The 17,033-nt window shown below is 36.8% G+C and carries 17 protein-coding genes; 7 read left to right on the forward strand and 10 right to left on the reverse strand.

Annotated elements, in window-relative coordinates; genetic code table 11:
* Positions 1-135 precede the first annotated feature (135 nt).
* Positions 136-951 (reverse strand): purine-nucleoside phosphorylase, encoded by an 816-nt coding sequence (locus ACLI50_RS06365; RefSeq protein ID WP_202841430.1) that lies wholly within the window; start codon positions 949-951, stop codon positions 136-138.
* Complete coding sequence (gene lpxK, locus ACLI50_RS06370) at positions 935-1,960, reverse strand: tetraacyldisaccharide 4'-kinase (RefSeq protein WP_202841428.1); 1,026 nt, start codon at positions 1,958-1,960, stop codon at positions 935-937. Before lpxK ends, ACLI50_RS06365 begins: the two co-directional genes overlap by 17 nt.
* 108 nt (positions 1,961-2,068) lie before the next feature.
* Between lpxK and truA the strand changes: the two genes are divergently transcribed.
* From truA to ACLI50_RS06395, 5 genes are all read left to right on the forward strand, one after another.
* Entirely contained in the window at positions 2,069-2,800 is a 732-nt protein-coding gene (truA, locus tag ACLI50_RS06375; RefSeq protein WP_202841426.1) for a tRNA pseudouridine(38-40) synthase TruA, read from the forward strand.
* Between the two features lie 29 nt (positions 2,801-2,829).
* Positions 2,830-3,171 carry a hypothetical protein gene (locus ACLI50_RS06380; RefSeq protein ID WP_202841424.1) on the forward strand — a complete coding sequence of 114 codons (342 nt, stop codon included), beginning with the start codon at positions 2,830-2,832 and terminating at the stop codon, positions 3,169-3,171.
* A gap of 69 nt (positions 3,172-3,240) precedes the next feature.
* A complete protein-coding gene (locus tag ACLI50_RS06385; protein ID WP_202841421.1) occupies positions 3,241-3,828 on the forward strand; it encodes a Crp/Fnr family transcriptional regulator in 588 nt (195 codons plus the stop codon).
* Positions 3,829-3,914: 86 nt separating this feature from the next.
* Positions 3,915-4,685, forward strand: coding sequence for an alpha/beta hydrolase (locus ACLI50_RS06390; protein ID WP_343640659.1), 771 nt, complete (start codon positions 3,915-3,917; stop codon positions 4,683-4,685).
* Between the two features lie 128 nt (positions 4,686-4,813).
* Positions 4,814-6,571 carry an ABC transporter ATP-binding protein gene (locus ACLI50_RS06395; protein ID WP_202841416.1) on the forward strand — a complete coding sequence of 586 codons (1,758 nt, stop codon included), beginning with the start codon at positions 4,814-4,816 and terminating at the stop codon, positions 6,569-6,571.
* A gap of 312 nt (positions 6,572-6,883) precedes the next feature.
* On the opposite strand, the gene ACLI50_RS06400 is transcribed toward ACLI50_RS06395, so the two are convergent.
* The 6 genes from ACLI50_RS06400 to ACLI50_RS06425 form a co-directional block, all read right to left on the reverse strand.
* Entirely contained in the window at positions 6,884-8,665 is a 1,782-nt protein-coding gene (locus tag ACLI50_RS06400) for a GEVED domain-containing protein (RefSeq protein WP_343640662.1), read from the reverse strand.
* A 61-nt stretch (positions 8,666-8,726) separates the two neighbouring features.
* A complete protein-coding gene (locus tag ACLI50_RS06405) occupies positions 8,727-9,338 on the reverse strand; it encodes a class I SAM-dependent methyltransferase (RefSeq protein ID WP_202841412.1) in 612 nt (203 codons plus the stop codon).
* Complete coding sequence (locus tag ACLI50_RS06410; RefSeq protein WP_202841411.1) at positions 9,335-9,928, reverse strand: hypothetical protein; 594 nt, start codon at positions 9,926-9,928, stop codon at positions 9,335-9,337. Before ACLI50_RS06410 ends, ACLI50_RS06405 begins: the two co-directional genes overlap by 4 nt.
* Positions 9,918-10,388 carry an RNA polymerase sigma factor gene (locus tag ACLI50_RS06415; protein ID WP_202841409.1) on the reverse strand — a complete coding sequence of 157 codons (471 nt, stop codon included), beginning with the start codon at positions 10,386-10,388 and terminating at the stop codon, positions 9,918-9,920. Before ACLI50_RS06415 ends, ACLI50_RS06410 begins: the two co-directional genes overlap by 11 nt.
* Positions 10,388-11,239, reverse strand: a complete 852-nt coding sequence (locus ACLI50_RS06420; RefSeq protein WP_202841407.1) for an alpha/beta fold hydrolase — start codon at positions 11,237-11,239, stop codon at positions 10,388-10,390. The genes ACLI50_RS06415 and ACLI50_RS06420 overlap by 1 nt, the downstream gene beginning before the upstream one ends.
* A 202-nt stretch (positions 11,240-11,441) precedes the next feature.
* Positions 11,442-12,116: a DUF4919 domain-containing protein gene (locus ACLI50_RS06425; RefSeq protein WP_343640668.1), complete on the reverse strand. Its 675-nt coding sequence runs from the start codon at positions 12,114-12,116 to the stop codon at positions 11,442-11,444.
* A 218-nt stretch (positions 12,117-12,334) separates the two neighbouring features.
* Here ACLI50_RS06425 and ACLI50_RS06430 point away from each other — a divergent pair, with 218 nt between their 5' ends.
* Positions 12,335-12,550: a hypothetical protein gene (locus ACLI50_RS06430; protein WP_411413395.1), complete on the forward strand. Its 216-nt coding sequence runs from the start codon at positions 12,335-12,337 to the stop codon at positions 12,548-12,550.
* Between the two features lie 48 nt (positions 12,551-12,598).
* Here ACLI50_RS06430 and ACLI50_RS06435 read toward each other — a convergent pair whose 3' ends face one another.
* Together ACLI50_RS06435 and ACLI50_RS06440 are read right to left on the reverse strand one after the other, a co-directional pair.
* Positions 12,599-13,891 (reverse strand): MFS transporter, encoded by a 1,293-nt coding sequence (locus tag ACLI50_RS06435; RefSeq protein WP_411413396.1) that lies wholly within the window; start codon positions 13,889-13,891, stop codon positions 12,599-12,601.
* Between the two features lie 110 nt (positions 13,892-14,001).
* Positions 14,002-14,754, reverse strand: a complete 753-nt coding sequence (locus ACLI50_RS06440) for a DUF3575 domain-containing protein (RefSeq protein WP_110008182.1) — start codon at positions 14,752-14,754, stop codon at positions 14,002-14,004.
* A 163-nt stretch (positions 14,755-14,917) separates the two neighbouring features.
* Here ACLI50_RS06440 and ACLI50_RS06445 point away from each other — a divergent pair, with 163 nt between their 5' ends.
* On the forward strand, positions 14,918-17,002 hold the full coding sequence (locus ACLI50_RS06445; RefSeq protein ID WP_202841404.1) for a TonB-dependent receptor domain-containing protein: 2,085 nt from the start codon (positions 14,918-14,920) through the stop codon (positions 17,000-17,002).
* Positions 17,003-17,033 lie beyond the last annotated feature (31 nt).

The raw sequence follows: 17,033 nt of genomic DNA on the forward strand, positions 1-17,033 counted from the left end.
TTTATAATATTGATGGATTCTATGGAATAGGAGAGTGAGAGTGTGAAAACCACCCCCGTCAAAAATTCTTTGAGTTTTTGCTACCCCTCCAGAGGATGGGAATATTACGTCTTCAGTTGCAGTATTAGGTTATTTTTACTGATAGTTTTTAATCAGGCCTTTGACAACGGCAATTACATTGGGCATTGCTTTATTGGCAGCATTCAGAACTTCTTCGTGGGAAACGGCAAAAGCGACATCCGGTCCGCCAAGGTCCGTGATCACGGAAATACAGAAAACATCCATTCCCATATGTCTGGCAACTATAACTTCGGGAACGGTGCTCATTCCTACCATATCCCCACCAATAGCTTTAATCATGCCATATTCGGCCGGGGTTTCAAAAGTTGGTCCTTGTAGTGCCACATAAACTCCCTGATGAATTTTAATCTGGTGGTTGGCAGCAGCCTTTTCCGCTGTGGCAATCATTTTTTTGTTGTAAGGCTCGCTCATATCCACAAAACGTGGCCCGAGCTCATCGATATTTTTTCCACGTAAAGGATGCTCAGGCATCATGTTGATATGATCTTTCAGAATAACGATGTCTGCAACATTGTAAGCTGGGTTTACACCACCACAGGCATTGGAAAGAATAAGGTTTTGAATTCCCAGCAAATGAAAAACTCTTATGGGGAATGTCACCGTTTCCATAGAATGTCCTTCATAATAATGGAAACGTCCGCTCATCATCAGTACTTTTTTTCCTTCCAGAATTCCGTAAATCAGTTTTCCGGTATGTCCGGCCACTGTAGTCTGTGGAAAATGAGGAATGTCTTTGTACTCTAAAACATGGATCAGTTCTATTTCATTTTGTAATTTTCCCAGTCCGGATCCTAACACCACTGCAAAATCAGGGGTTTCCTGAATAATATTTTTAATAAAATCTGCAGTTTCTTTAATTTTTTCTAACATAATCTAAGATGATTTGATTGAATTCTTCTTTCTTATCAATCAATACATTGATAGGCCAGTAGTAAACAATTTCTCTAAGATAGTCAAAAGTTTTCAGACGCACATAGTCTTTCTCTGTGGTTAATATCAGTTTATATTCTCCTAATTTTTTATACTCGGCAAGGATTTTTTTAATATCATCATCCGTGAAATTATGATGATCTCTGAACTTTAAATGTTTCACCCTTTTTGAGAATTTTGCCAGATGTTCCAGAAGCGGTTTAGGATTGGCAATTCCGGTGATCAGTAAAATATCATAATAATTCAGGTTATTATCCGGAAGCATTTTATCTTTTCCGTAGACATTTTCGTCATAACCGATGGATGAAAAGAATACTTTCTGCCCGTAAGAAGGTCGTATTCTTGATATATAATACCTTTTTGTTTCCTCCGTCAGTTCATCAGGGCATTTGCTGACCATGATGATGTCGGCCCTTTTATATCCGGCTCTTGATTCTCTAAGATCTCCGGCAGGAAGAAGATAATCCTTGAAAAAAGGATCACTGAAATCGGTCATCAGAATATTGAATCCGGCTTTGATGGCTCTGTGCTGCATGGCATCATCCAGTACAAGAACTTCAAGATCCATATCGTCAATTACTTTTTTGGCTCCGGGAACACGTTCTTCAGAAACGGCAATTACGAAACGGTTTTTAAAACGTTCAAAAAGCTGCATCGCTTCGTCACCCACCATTTTGTAGTTGCTTTCGTAATTTGTTACTTCATAACCTTTGGTAAGCCTTCCATAACCCCGTGAAAGCACTCCGGTTCTGTAATGTTTGGACAGGAACTGAGCAAGATACATCACCATAGGTGACTTTCCGCTTCCGCCCACAGAAAGATTCCCGACATTGATTATCGGTGTTTTGAATTTTGTCGACTTAAAAATTCCCAGATCATACATTGTGTTCCGGATACCCGTTACCAAATGATAACCAAGGGAAAAAGGATAAAGGTACCATCTTTTCATACGATTGCAAAAATAGGAATTTTCATAAGCATTGATGTAATATTCTCGAAGACTTTTCAACAAATATTTCGTTAAATTAAAGTATTTTTGTGGAGTTATTACAATACATTGAGATACTTTATTGAATTTTCTTACAACGGAAAGAATTATTTCGGCTATCAGATACAGCCGGATGCTATTTCTGTACAGGAAGAACTGGAAAAAGCGCTTTCTACCATTTTGCGCGAAGAGATTAAAACAACAGGAGCAGGAAGAACCGATACAGGAGTTCATGCCAAAAAAATATTTGCCCATTTTGATACGGAAAAAGAGTTGGATGATCAGCTTACAAGAAGGCTGAACAGTTTTCTTCCTCCTGATATTTCCATTAAAAGGATTTTTCCGGTAAAAGATGATTTTCATGCCCGTTTTGATGCCACGTACAGAACCTACGAATATTTTATCTCATTGGAAAAAAATCCCTTCACTCAGGAATCTGCATGGCAACACTGGAAAAGATCACTGGATATTAATGCCATGAATGAAGCCTGTAAAATTCTTTTTGAATATGAAGATTTCACCAGTTTTGCCAAATTAAAAACCGACAACAAAACCAATATCTGTAAAATCTACAAAGCAGAATGGGAACAGAACGGAACGGAACTTAAATTTACAGTTTCTGCGAATCGCTTTTTAAGAAATATGGTTCGCGCAATTGTCGGAACGATGGTAGAAATAGGAACCGGAAAACTGAAACCTGAAGATCTCCGTAAAGTGATTGAAGACAAAAACCGTAACGCCGCGGGAACTTCAGCACCGGGACACGGGCTGTATCTTGTAGATGTGGGATATGAATTTTAAATAAAAAAACTAAAAACAAAATAATAATCATGTTATCAATTTTTATTCTTATCGGCGCTTACCGGTATTATGCACAATTAGCAGAAAGGTTTGGAAAAACAAAGTGGCAGTATGGTGTTCTGGCTATCGGTATTTATCTGGGAACTCAGCTTTTGTTAGGCTTAGGTTATGGTATATATATGGGATTAACAGATCCTGAATCCGCAGAAAATGTCAATTATACAGGATTTTCAGCAGTGAATATCGTTGGCTGGTTAATCTCTATTGTTGCGGTTTGGGGAGTTTATAAATTCCTTGAAAATAAATTTATCAAAGAAAGACCGGCAAAGACCATCGAAATTGAAGAGATAGGGAAGACTATTGATCAGTAAGATTTCTTTTTTTAGTATCGGAAATTAAGATTATTTTTAAATACTGTAAGAAATACTAAAAAAATAGCCATGACTGAAATTGATAAATTAGCCTTCGCATTATATCATTTTGCTGGACTTTCAGAAGAAGATTTCAGACTGTCTGAAAATTTTTGGTTTCCAAAAGAATATAAAAAAGGAGAATTTTATAATCTTCAGGGAAACGTCTGTTCTTATTTAGGATTTATTGTCGATGGAGTTTTTCGTTCTTATGTCATCAATGGAGATACGGGTGAAGAAAAGAATGTTTTTCTTTATTCGGCCAATGGTTTTGTAGTTTCTTTTAAAAGTTTTCTCAATCAGATCCCATGTGATTATTTTACACAGGCCCTTACGAATACTTCTATTATTTTTATCCGGCATGCAGATCTTATTTCTCTTTACCAGCAGTCGCATCAATGGGAAAAATTTGGGAGACTTCTGGCACAGGCAGCATTTAACGTTACCATGACAAGGGTAGAAGGATTTTTATTAAAGTCTCCGGAAGAGCGTTATCTGGATCTGATGAAAGAGCATCCGGATATTTTCAGTAATGTTCCGCTGTATCATATTTCTTCTTATCTAGGGATTCAGGGACCTTCTCTGAGCAGGATAAGAAAAAGAATTTCAGGCAAATAGTACGATTTTAACCTGGGTTAAAGTTTTCGTCATTTTATCTGCAGAAATTTGTTTCATCAATTTAACAAAACAAAAAAGTGAAAATTATGAAAACAAAAACGATCGTATTCATTCATGGGTTATTTGTGAATAATACAAGCTGGAAAGAATGGAAAACTTATTTTGAAGCGCAGGGATATACTGTACATACACCCTCAAATCCGGGACATGGAGGGGATCCCGTATACTTAAAAAATAATATTCCCGGAGAATTAAGACATGTCGGTTTTGACGATACCGTGGACAATCTTGTGAAACTGATTGACAGTCTTCCCGAAAAGCCTATTGTTATCGGACATTCTTTTGGAGGACTTATGGTTCAGAAGCTGATTGACATGGGAAAAGCAGCAGCTGGTATAAGTATTGACGGTGCTCCTCCGAAAAATATCATGGCTCCTTTTTCTACCATTAAAATTGTTTGGCCTGTAGTGAATTTCTTCAAAGGAAACAGTCCATATATGGGAACAAAAGAATGGTATCACAAAGCTTTTTTCAATAATTATTCAAAGGAAGAAAGTGACAGGCTTTACGAGACAGTAGCAGTTCCTGAAAGTAGAAAATTGGCAAAAGATCCTTTGTTTAAAGCTTCTGCAAAATTAGATTTAAAGAAACCCCATCAACCGCTGCTGTTCATTGCAGGCTCTAATGATCATATTTTCCCGGCAGCATTTTCAAAGAAAATAGCAGGGGCTTACAAAGATCCGGGAAGCATTGTCGATTTTAAAGAGTTTGCAGGGAGAAGTCATTTCATCTGTGGAGAGAAAAATTGGAAAGAAGTAGCAGAATATGTTTTAGGCTGGATACAAAAGAATACTTAATCTATTCATATTGTAAATGGTAGGTATCTGATATTTTCTATGACGATTTGCAAAAGTTGTAAAGGCAGTCCGGTTATAATGTCTTATTTTTGCATAGAATATTTTAATTCTTTCTTTCGATTCGTACAATGAAAAAACAAGATACCTGGGGAATTATAAAGAGGCTGTTCTTTATCGGAATGAAATTTCGTTCTTGGTTCATCCTTACCCTTATCATTTCCATATTCCTTTCGATAGTTTCTACTTACAGGCCTTATCTCACTATGCAGGTGGTGGATAATGATATAACAAAGCTTCATGATAAGGCTTTGATGATGAAACATATCTATATCCTTGTGGGATTGGTGTTTGCTGAAACGATTTTAAATTTTTTCCTGGTTTATTTTTCAAATTTTATCTCACAAAATGTGATCAGGGATATCAGAGAGCGATTATATGCTAAACTGATCTATTTCAAAACTTCATTTTTTGATAAAACACCCATCGGACAGCTGGTGACGCGGGCTGTAGGAGATGTGGAAACCATTGCGACGGTATATACAGATGGTTTCCTGATGGTATTTGGAGATATCCTGAGAATTCTGTTTGTATTGGTGATGATGTTCAGTACCAATGTTCACCTCAGTTATATTACACTGGCCATCTTACCTTTGATGGTAGTCATTACGAGATTCTTCCAGAAAAGACTGAAGAAAGCTTTCGGGGATGAGAGAAACTGGACAGCCAATCAGAACTCTTTTGTTCAGGAAAGACTGGCAGGAATGTCTATTATTCAGGTATTCAACAGACAGGAATCTGAGTTTAAGAAATTTGATGATATCAATATTACCCTGAAAGGAGCATTGCTGAGAACCGTATTTATTTTCTCACTGTTCTTCCCTGTGGTGGAACTTATTTCTTCATTATTCATAGGATTTATTCTTTTCTATGGAGGATATATTACCATCAGTGCCGGAGTCGTGATTGCATTTATCCAGTATATTTCAATGCTGATCCGTCCTTTGAGACAGATTGCTGACCGTTTTAACAATATCCAGCGAGGAATTGTAGGAGCAGAAAGAGTGCTGGGATTAATGGATGAAGAAAACTCGATGCCGAATAACGGAACCGTGAAGAAAGATCATTTTGCAGGAAAAATTGAATTCCAGAAAGTACACTTTGCTTATGATGAAAAGCAGGAAGTACTGAAAGGAATTGACTTTAAAGTAAATCCGGGAGAAACGGTAGCCATCGTTGGTGCTACAGGTGCCGGAAAGTCTACTATCATTAGTCTGATTACAAGATTATATGATATCAACTCCGGAAATATCCTGATTGATGATGTGGATTTAAAAGATTATGAGCTTTATAATCTCAGAAGTCATATCGGCGTGGTGCTGCAGGATGTATTCCTTTTCCACGGAAGTATTTTTGAAAACCTTGCCTTCGGGGATGATAGTATCACACTGGAAAAAATAAAAGCGGGAGCGAGAGAAATTGAGGTAGATCAGTTTATCGAGCAGCTTCCCGGTGGATATGATTATGTAGTGAGCGAAAGAGGCTCTTCAATCTCTTTAGGTCAGAGACAGTTACTGTCTTTCCTGAGAGCTTATTTATCAGATCCTAAAATTTTAATTCTGGATGAAGCTACCTCTTCCATTGATCATGAAAGTGAAAAGCTGATTCAGAGAGCTACAGAGAAAATTACGAAAAATAGGACCTCCATTATTATTGCCCACAGACTTTCCACCATTGAGAAAGCAGACAAGATTATTGTGATGGAGCATGGTAAAATCGTAGAAGAAGGAAAGCATCTTGAACTTCTGGATAAGAACGGATATTATGCCACGCTTTATAAAGCTCAGCTTCGACATGAAGTGGAAATGGAAGAAAAAAAAGAATCATAATCCATAAGGAATGATAATAAACAAAAAAGAGAGTCAGTAACAACTCTCTTTTTTTATAAAGAAGTTTTAACCATTTACATTGATTATTTTAACCACAAAAGACACAAAAGTCTTAAACACTTGATTTTTTTAGAAACAAACTTTATATATAATAAGTACACCTAAGTGTTGTGAAAATCTTTGATTTTCAATTTGTGTGAGCTTTTTTTGCAGCATCATTTTGAACTTACTTAAGTGGTAACGTATTTTAAAATAAAAGCTTTTGTGACTTTTGTGGTTTTGTAAAGTTTTTGTTGTTTTTATGAATGAGTTTTAGAATTTTAATTTCTTCGTAATTACTTTTCCGTCTTCCAGTACTGCTGTAGCTGTGATGATTATATTTTTCTGGTCAACAGGATATTTGAATTCTGAAGATTTAATATCATTTTTTCTCATCAGTAATCTTCCTGCAGCATCATAAATATGTACCGCGGAAATTTTCACATTACTTCTTACAGATACTGAATTTTCATCTTTAAAAATAACAGGTGCATTTTTCAATCCTGTATTTTGTATTGCTAATACATTCTGAGGTTCAATGATGACGGAGTAATCTTCCACCTGTCCGTACTTTGGAGTATAACATGCCGTTACTGCTGTTCCGTTGTACTCTCCAATGACTCTCATTCTTAAAGGAGTATTGGTTATTGCACCCGCAGGAGGAGTTACCTGTGCTGTAGCCAATGAACCATTGCTTATTCCACTTTGATTAAGAACCAGCTCTGTAGATTCATCGAATTGACCGTCATTATTATAATCAATATATGCTTTGATAATGTGAGGGTTGTTTGTTCCCGGAGCTACAGTAAGTGTGGTGGCTGCATTTTGGGGAATATTGGTTTTTGAAATCCCCAAACAGTAAGTACCGGTAAAGTTTTCATAAAAATTATTGGTTGCCTGCTTATAATTAGTTGAATAATTATTAATACTTCCAAACTTTACCAAAGTAATTCCTACATTGTAATTACCCGGATTTGTAATGGTTGCGGGAGTACATGCATTGGTTAATGTTACATTGTTATTAATAGTAGTTGGAGATCCAACCGGTGAGTTGATCAGCGATTGTCTGTATTGTAAAAGCTGTGCTGTAGCTCTGTTGGTCTGTCCTTGTGTAAATAAATCTCTGAAACAGTAGGTATAAGCCATCACATTTCTCTCACCACCATTGTATAATTGGGTGGTACAAGGATTGATCTGTCCGGTTTGACATGTGTGAGGAACTGAGGAATGATAAAGACTTTTCATAGGCTCAGTATCACAAACAAGATCTCCTTCTAAAGTACAGTCATTGTTGACAGGGCAGTCTCCTGTAGTTTCATTGTATCCCTCATGCGTATGTCTGAGTCCCAAAGCGTGTCCGAATTCATGCCCTAAAGTCTGAGCATTAACAGCGGATGCACTTGCTGCCATAAAAGAATAATCTTTGCTTCCTCCCGGATAATAAGCGAAGCCATTTAATCCTCCGGAGTTGGATGTTAATTTTTTAACAACATAGATATTATAATATTTAGAAGTATCCCACATTCCCATTGCAGTAATCTCAGAAGCAGTTACGGCATTGGTTGTATTGTCATTATTTACACCGCCGCTTACATATTTGGGAAGACCTGAAGCATTGATTCTATTGATCCCGTTAGTTACATTACAGTTAGGATCCTTGGTTGCAAAAACAAATTTGACAGGCAGTATTGCACTTGTTCCTGACATTCCGCTGGTGGAACTTCCTGCAAAAACACCATTGGTATAGTTTATCCATGCAATGATGTCTGCGTCAGACTTATTATTAGCAGTTCCTATAGCACTTCCGTCTCCTACAACGTGTACAACAATAGGGATTTCGTATACCTGATTGTTGAGCTTAGACGTAAATTTGCCACTTTTGATCATTTTTGACAATTCCAGGTTGAAAGCATCGTCACGCGCTTTCTCTTCAGGATACCTTTCATAATGTTTTTTCATTAATTCATCGGTTCCGCATTCCTGGAATTCCAAATGTTGTGAATAAAAATTTGAGCAGAATGTGCCTGAAATAAGCAGAAATAATAATTTTTTCATAGTATTTTTATTTAAATGGTTGGGAATTTAAAAATAAATAAAAAATACATACAATTCATTACTACTTTTTAAAACTGCAGAAAACAAAATTCTGAACTGTATCAAAGGGAGTGATATGATCTTCAGTAATACATTTTATTTTTTCAAAGCTTTCTTTAAATTTTTCGGATAATGATTCTTCATCATACTGCTGAATATCCAATCCACTGCATTTCGTAGGACCGTTTTTCGAAAAAGTTCCGAGGATCATAAAGTTATTCACATTCTTTTCTGCAATACCGATATATTTTGAAACCTGTTCCGGGGTTGTCAGAAAATGAAAGGCTGCTCTGTCATGCCAGATATCATAGGTTTCCATAGGTTCGAAAGCCGTAATGTCGCTAGTGATCCATTTTACTTTGTCTGCTGCTGCTCCAAGTCGTTTCTGTGCTTTTTCCAAAGCTTTAGCAGAAATATCAAGAACTGTAATATTTTTATAACCTTCCTCCAAAAGAAAATCAACAAGGTTGCTGTCTCCACCACCAATGTCTATGATGCTGGCCTCTTTTCCCAATCCGGAAGAATGTATAAAATCAAGGGAAGTCTGAGGTTTTTTCTGGGTCCAGCTTACCTGATCCGGATTTTTGGTTTCATATACATTTTCCCAGTGATTTTTGTTGTCAGAAGATATCATGATTCTTTTAATTGATTATTGATCTCTTCAAATTTATTAATTAATTCGTCAAGTTTACCTTGCTGTTTCTTTATTGTTCGCGGTCTCAGATAAAACCAGTTGAAAGCAATCCAGACAGATGTTAAAGCATAGGCCAGAATACCTGAGCTAAGGGGCATTCTTGAAGTATATTCATACATATACAGACATATTCCCAGAAAGAGCATGACAAAATATAAGTTAAGTATGGTGGTCTGCATAAATTTCTGCTTACTCTTTACTACATATAAACTCTGGAGATACTCGTTGTTTGACTGCGTCTGATCAATCTTGTAAAATACCATAAACATTTTGTTGTAGGCAAGAAGAAAAATAACCATTCCCAGCACGACAAGTACAATCCCGATTTTTGTAGTGATCATTTCAGGCTGGTAACGGTACCAGATAAAAAGAATCAATAAGGAGGTAGCGATCAATCCAATATTAGCAAAGATTAGTCTGCGCAGATTTTGATTTCTGAATTTTTTCAGCTTACCGAGAAGCGCATCCAGATCAGGTTTGTGGGAAGTCTGCTGCTTCCATATATTTTTAAAATCTATATTAGAATCCATTTTCTTTAAACTTTTGCGTTAATTTTTCTTTTATTCTGTGAATCTTTACCCTTATATTGGATTCAGAAAGTCCTACGATATGGGCTATCTCAGCCTGTTTTACCTCTTCCAGTTCCAATGAAATAATAATTCTGTCCGTTTCAGGCAGTTCTGAAATAAACTGGTAGAGCATCTGGATCTGAGGTTCTATAGATTCCTGTTTTTTCTCTTCCAGATTCATGGGCAGACCGGTTTTGCTGAATTTCTTTTCCTTTTCAATCTGCCGGAGGCAGTTATTGGATGCAATTCTGAAAATCCACGTCCCTATACTGGATTCATTCCTGAATTTCGGAAGCTGCTGCCAGACGATGATAAAGGTTTCCTGGGCAAGATCCTGAGCAAGTTCGGCATCATTTACATATCCCATACATAAACGGAATATCCTTTGCCAATAGAGTTCATATATCTCTTCAAAAACCATTATTTCGCAGATAAAAAGTGAGTAAGCTGATTAAGATACCAATCCTTATCATCGTACATGATAAAATGCAAACCTTTTGAAGCATACTGCATATTGGCATTTTTTAAATTTTTGTACTGGTTTTCGATCGTTGGCTTTAGAGTAACAAAATAAGATTCCAGAAGAATAAGGGAAGGACATTGGATGTTTTTTATTTTCTCTCTGAGATCGGTATTATAAAAATCACAGTACATTTTAGCAAATGTTTTTCGGTCCGATTTCATACTCCAGTTGATTACCGTTTCCTGCATAGAAATATCAGCCATAAGACGTGGCATAGCCTGTGCCTGCATTTTCCGGAACTGCTCATCGTTCATCGCTGTCAATTGAGCAATAGCAGGCGAACAGTCATTATTTTCTTTCGATGTAAAACTGGGATCAGATAGCGCTGCCAGGCAGGGAAGCGTGTCTACGATGATAATTTTACCTGCAAGCTCCGGATAATCTGCCGCTATGGCCAGGGCAAGACCACCTCCCATACTGTGCCCGATAAGAATGGGCTTCTCAATTTTATTGTCTTTGATATAGGTTGCAATTCCTTTTTCCCAGTCTTTAAAACTGGCATCTGTCTGGGGTTTTATTCCTGCAAATCCAGCCATTGTTAAAGTATAGCAGGTGAAATCTTTTTCAAACTTTGCGATGGTTTCATTCCAGACGTCACCTGAAGAAGCAAATCCGGGAATGAAAATTAATGCCTGATTTCCGTTTCCTGTTTTCTTTAATTCAAACGGATACACTGTTTGTTGGCCGAATATATTGCATACTGCTAAAAAAAACAACATAATGATTAAAAGGAGTGTAAATTTTTTCATGATTTCTTAAGTTTTAAAGTGTATTTGTCTTTTAGAGACGAACCTTAAAAAAATGTTACACACTATTTGATTTTTTTTGAAAAAAAATATTTCTCCTCCTTCTCAACCCTTTTGTTCAGGGCAAAATCATATGAAATTTATTTTAGCGATTTTTTGTTAATGGTTCAATAATATTAAATTGATAAGTATTTATTCGGGATGATTAATCCAATATTTTTCCATAGAACCTGCTGATGTCAAAATAAAATCCGGGAATTTTATATTGGTCCTTTTCAAACTCCTGATAATCGCATTTTCCCTTCAGGCTTTGAGATTTTGTTTCCATTTGAAATCTGTTTAAAAGGACATATTCATCTGTTACAGAAATCACATGAAAACCTGTTTCACATGTGAGACCATCGCCGGAAGTAAGAATGGCATTTAATAATCCGTGGAAATTTCCTGCAATTTTTTCGGCGGTAGCATCATCTTTATTCAAATGATACAAGTAAGCGAGATAATTCATAGCCCGCAAATCCAGTGGATTTTCCTCCAATGCACCCAGGAACAACTGGATTCCCTTTGAAAGATCTTTTTGGGAGATACCTTCACCTCGGTAATATTTGGCTACTTCTTCAGCTTTCTTTCCTATTTTATAAGGTTGATATTCTTTTTGAAATGTATATCCGAAATAAAGATGACGGTACTGATTGCCGGTAAGGAGCGTATCGTTCTGCTTTAATCTTTTTAAAAGCTTTGGATAATAGAATTCTGAATTTTTATCCTCAATACTTTTTTGAATGGCAGCATAATCCGGTGCTTTGAATTCCATTTTCTGAGCATGCAGAAAAGTCAGCAGTGTTAGAAAGAATAAAGTGAAAAATGCTTTGATACTCATGGTTTGTATAAGGTTGTTACAATTTTTTGTGAGATTAAAAATACGAAATATGCATCAATCGGGTAATATCAACTTACTATTTGTAAAAAAAATAATAAAATATTATCAAACTGCTACTTTGTGTCAATAAATTTACTAACTTTATTCGGAATTTGAGATGTTACCCCTGACATTTGAAGGGGTAAAAGGAATTTTTAACTAAAAAACTAAAAATATTAATGAGTAGTAGTATACAAGATGAATTTAAAGTCTTCAAAGACGAATTAAGAAAGTTGAATATCGAAGTACAGAAAGTTGTGAAAGTAGGAAACGGCAGTATGGATTTCCATGAGGTTTTCTACAAATCGCCGAGGTATGAAGAGGTAAAAAGTATCTATGTCCAGCGTCATAATCTGGATCATATGATTGAAAAATTTAAACAGGCCTATCATTAAAAATAGAATATGCGCCGCAGAAAATCTGCGGTGCATGTTTTTTATAATTTAATCTTTATCCAGTGTAGAGGTCTTTTTGGTGTCTTTCATTCCGGTATAAACAACCAGAGAAAAAAGAATACAGCCGGTAATATACCAGTAAAAATATTCTTCAGACCCTATCTTTTTAAACCAAAGCGCAAGATATTCTGCTGTTCCGCCAAATACAGCAACAGTAATAGCATAAGGTAAACCTACACCAAGTGCCCTGATTTCAGAAGGGAAAAGTTCTGCTTTTACTACCGCATTGATCGAAGTGTAGCCGCTTACAATAATTAAAGCTGCCATAATCAGGAAAAATGCACCCCATATTGAAGTGGTAGTACTGAGAGCCGTAAGGAGCGGAACGGTACATAAAGTTCCCAAAATACCAAAACCTAAAAGAAGCGGCCTTCTTCCGATTTTATCTGATAATCCTCCAAATACAGGTTGAAGACATGCAAATATAAAGAGTGAAACAAAGGAGACTAATGTAGATTCTTCCTTGGTAAGATGTACTGTATTTACCAGGAATTTTTGCATATAAGTGGTGTAGGTATAAAATGCCAGCGTTCCTCCTAAGGTCAGCCCCACAACGGTAAGCAAAGCTTTTGGATGTTTCATAAGCTCTTTTACCGTTCCTTTTTTCTTTTCGCTGACTTCTTTTGTATTCTCAAAAGCTTCCGTTTCATGAAGATTAGCTCTAAGATATAAGGCAATAATAGAAAGCATAGCTCCGATCACAAAAGGAATTCTCCATCCCCATTCTTCAAGCTGGGCCTCAGTGAGTAATAATTTTTGTAAAATAAGCTGAATACCTAAAGCAATAAGCTGCCCGCCAATCAAAGTGACATATTGAAAGCTTGAATAAAATCCTCTTCTGTCCTGCGTGGCCATTTCGCTGAGGTAAGTGGCGGAAACTCCATATTCACCACCCACACTTAGACCCTGAAGTAATCTTGCCAGTAAAAGTAATAAAGGGGCCAGAATACCAATAGACTGATAAGTGGGAGTAAGGGCAATCAGCAGAGATCCAAAAGACATCAGCAGGACGGAGAGCGTCATTGCTTTTTTCCTTCCGATCTTATCTGCAATGCTTCCGAACATCCAGCCGCCGATAGGGCGCATGAGAAAACCTACGGCAAAGATCCCTGCGGTATTCATCAGTTGGGCATTGAGATCAGAATCAGGAAAAAATGAATGGGAGAAATAAATGGCGAAGGCTGCGTAAGCATACCAGTCGTACCATTCAACGAGATTACCGATAGATCCGCCAATGATGGCTTTGATTCTTTGACCTGTGGTGATTGAGGCTGAGTCCATAGATGTTGTTTCCAGAAAGTTTTTTTATAATGACATCCAAGATACAAAATTCAGAAAAAAATAAACCGTTCCTAAAAAGAACGGTTGAATACTATATTAAGAATGATTTCTTAAAACCGATATCCAATGGAAAGCCCGCTTCTGAAGCCTGCCCACGGCCCGTCTACTTTTATTCTGGCACCATTGGCATTGGTTTCTACGGTATACTTAACAAATGGAATGTCCAGATTTTCAATTTCCTTTTTAAGCTGAGCCTGCATATCAGGCGTCAGTACATAATCCGAGGTCATGGTAAAATCACCTTTTCCGCTTCCGTAATGGGCTCCAGCGATCCAGAAATCAAGGACAAGATTCTGGCTTCTGGTCAGAAAGAATTGTACCCCAACCATTAATCCACCACTGTTTCCATTGGTGTCCCCCTGTCCTTTGAGTGGAATTGGATAGGTAACTCCATTCGGACCCTTATAATCATAATAAAAATCAAAAGTATTGGAAGTAACACTTGAGTACCGGTAATAAGGAGCAAAATAAAATCCTTTTCCATAGCCTTTACCGATATAAAATCTTGGTTCAATGGTGAAATTGGTTGCTTTTACTCTAAGATTCTGGAATCTTTTTTCATCTTCATCTTTCAGAAAAGCATTAATGAAAGGTACTTTTCCTTCAGGCATTGTGCCGAAACCGAGATTCACAGAAAACCATTGGCTGATAGCTCTTTCATAAGACAGATTGATATTTCTGAACGTATAAGCCGTGACATTGGTCTTGATGATATTCATCTTCTCTGCCGGGCTGTTCTGAATTTCCTGAGCTCCCAGGACCGAAAACAGGAAGTACGGAATTACTATGAATGCTTTTTTCATGACTCAATATTTTGTGATGTAAAAAAATACCAGCAAAAAACGGGCTGAATTTAACATAATAAATGGAAAATAAAAAAATATGTTGATTTTTTAATTGTTTGCTGTTATTAATGTAATAGTCATCAGCCATTGATTGTCCTACTAGTATAATTCATCTTCAGACATGAAAAAAACTATATATACCATCTTCTTTCTTTGCAGTGCTTTTATGTTTTCACAGGAGAAGAAAAATGATACGGCTGATGTAGGGACAACCAAAGAAATTCAGGAAGTTATTTTAAAATCACAACGTAAAAAACAGTTTGCAGACAAAGCTGTTTATACTTTTGATAAAGAAGCGCTTGCCAGAGCACGCTATGCAAAAGATTTACTTAGCACACTCCCGGAGTTACAACTGAATCCCGTAGAAAATACCATTACCAGTACGAAAGGCGGAACCACACTATTCCTTATCAACGGGATTGAAGCTACAGATATGCAGATCCGAAGTGTTGCGCCCGGTGAAGTGGTGAAAGTAGAATATTATGACATTCCGCCAGCGAGATGGGCTACGAGAGCAGATACGGTAGTTAATATTCTGACAAGATCCACAGAAACAGGGTATGTTTTCGGGGCTGATGTATCTACGGCTTTGAATACCGGATTTGTGAACGGTTCTGCCTACGCCAATTATACTAAAGGGAAAAATAATTTCGGACTGGAATATTCCCTTAATCTTAGGGATTATAATGACAGAAGAGTCAACAGCATCTATGATTATCAGCTGAACGGGAAGCATTACCGGTCTGATGAAAACCGCAAAGATCATTTTGGATATACCTTCCAGAGTATAGCTTTGCGCTATACGAGACTTGTTCCCGATGACTATGCTTTTCAGGCTAAACTTAATATGGATATTTTCAGCAGGTTTTCGAAAGGAACAGGACAGAGCGTCTTTACCGAAGATTATCTGAAAGAAGAACACAATATGTTTAAAAATAATGGCTCGGATTATGTGATTCCTAAGCTGGATCTATATTATTCTAAAAAGATTGGTGAAAAAGATGAGTTGAGTATTAATGTAGTAGGTTCTCATTACACCACCAATACCACAGAAACGGCCAAAGAATGGATTGTTGGTTCGGGATTGTCTGTATATGACAATGATATGGTATTGAAAGCAAAGCAAACAAGTTTGGTTGGGGAACTTGCGCATATGCATGATTTCACGGCTGGAAAACTTTCGTCCGGATACCGGATTTCAAGGTCTTCTATTTCCAATGATCTGAATAATCTTGCCGGATACTCTCAATATAATGTTACTTATCTGGAACAGTATTTTTATACTGAATTTGCAGGAAAAGCAGATCAATTCAGTTATCGTATCGGAGCAGGGCTTACCAATATTCACAATAAAAGTGCAGAAAATACTTTTGATGAATGGACTTTTACTCCAAAGGTTATTTTAGCTTATCAGCTTAAAGGGAATCAGAACCTACGTTTTACAGCAAGTTATAATCCGGTAAGTCCATGGAGTAATGCTTTGAGTAGCAATGTGGTGCAGCTGGCTCCTAATATTGTTCAGAGGGGAAACCCCTTTTTACAATCTCAGCAGGTTTTTTCTAATAACCTGACTTATTCTTTTAATAATAAGTATTTTGATTTTAATGCAGGCTTATTTTACCGGTATACCAACAGGGTAATCAATCAGTACTACGTTCACGATGAGGTGTTGAATGGATATGCCCTGACTTATGAAAACGGGAAGAATGCTCAGAGATATGGAGTTCAGTTAACAGGATCTTATAAACCTTTCGGAAATACTCTTTTGGTCATAAAAGCTGTAATCACACCAACATCTGAAACAGTAAGAACTAGTAAAGGTGCTCTGATAAAAAATGACTATTTAGGAAATTACTTTTCGCTTTCTTCAGAATATAAATCTTTCTCTGTTCAGTACCAGTTCAATATTCCGGTATACAGCCTTAATGGAGCATTTCTTAATACGAATGAAAACCAGAATAATATTTTTGTGAGCTATAAACATAAGAACTGGACATTTTCTACAGGAATGTACTGGATAGGAATGCCTTCGGAATATAAAACGAAAAGCCTACCGGAAAGTCTCGTAGATTATAAAGTTCATACACAGATTATGAACAACAAATCCATGTTTGTATTAGGACTGAGCTATGATTTCTCGAAAGGGAAAAAGACAGAAATTCAGCGAAAGCTTAATAATGATACTGCACCTGCAGCTACCTTTTAGATGCTAATTTGAATGTTAATAAGAAATCCCC

Source organism: Chryseobacterium cupriresistens (assembly GCF_046614675.1).
Classification (GTDB): domain Bacteria; phylum Bacteroidota; class Bacteroidia; order Flavobacteriales; family Weeksellaceae; genus Chryseobacterium; species Chryseobacterium cupriresistens.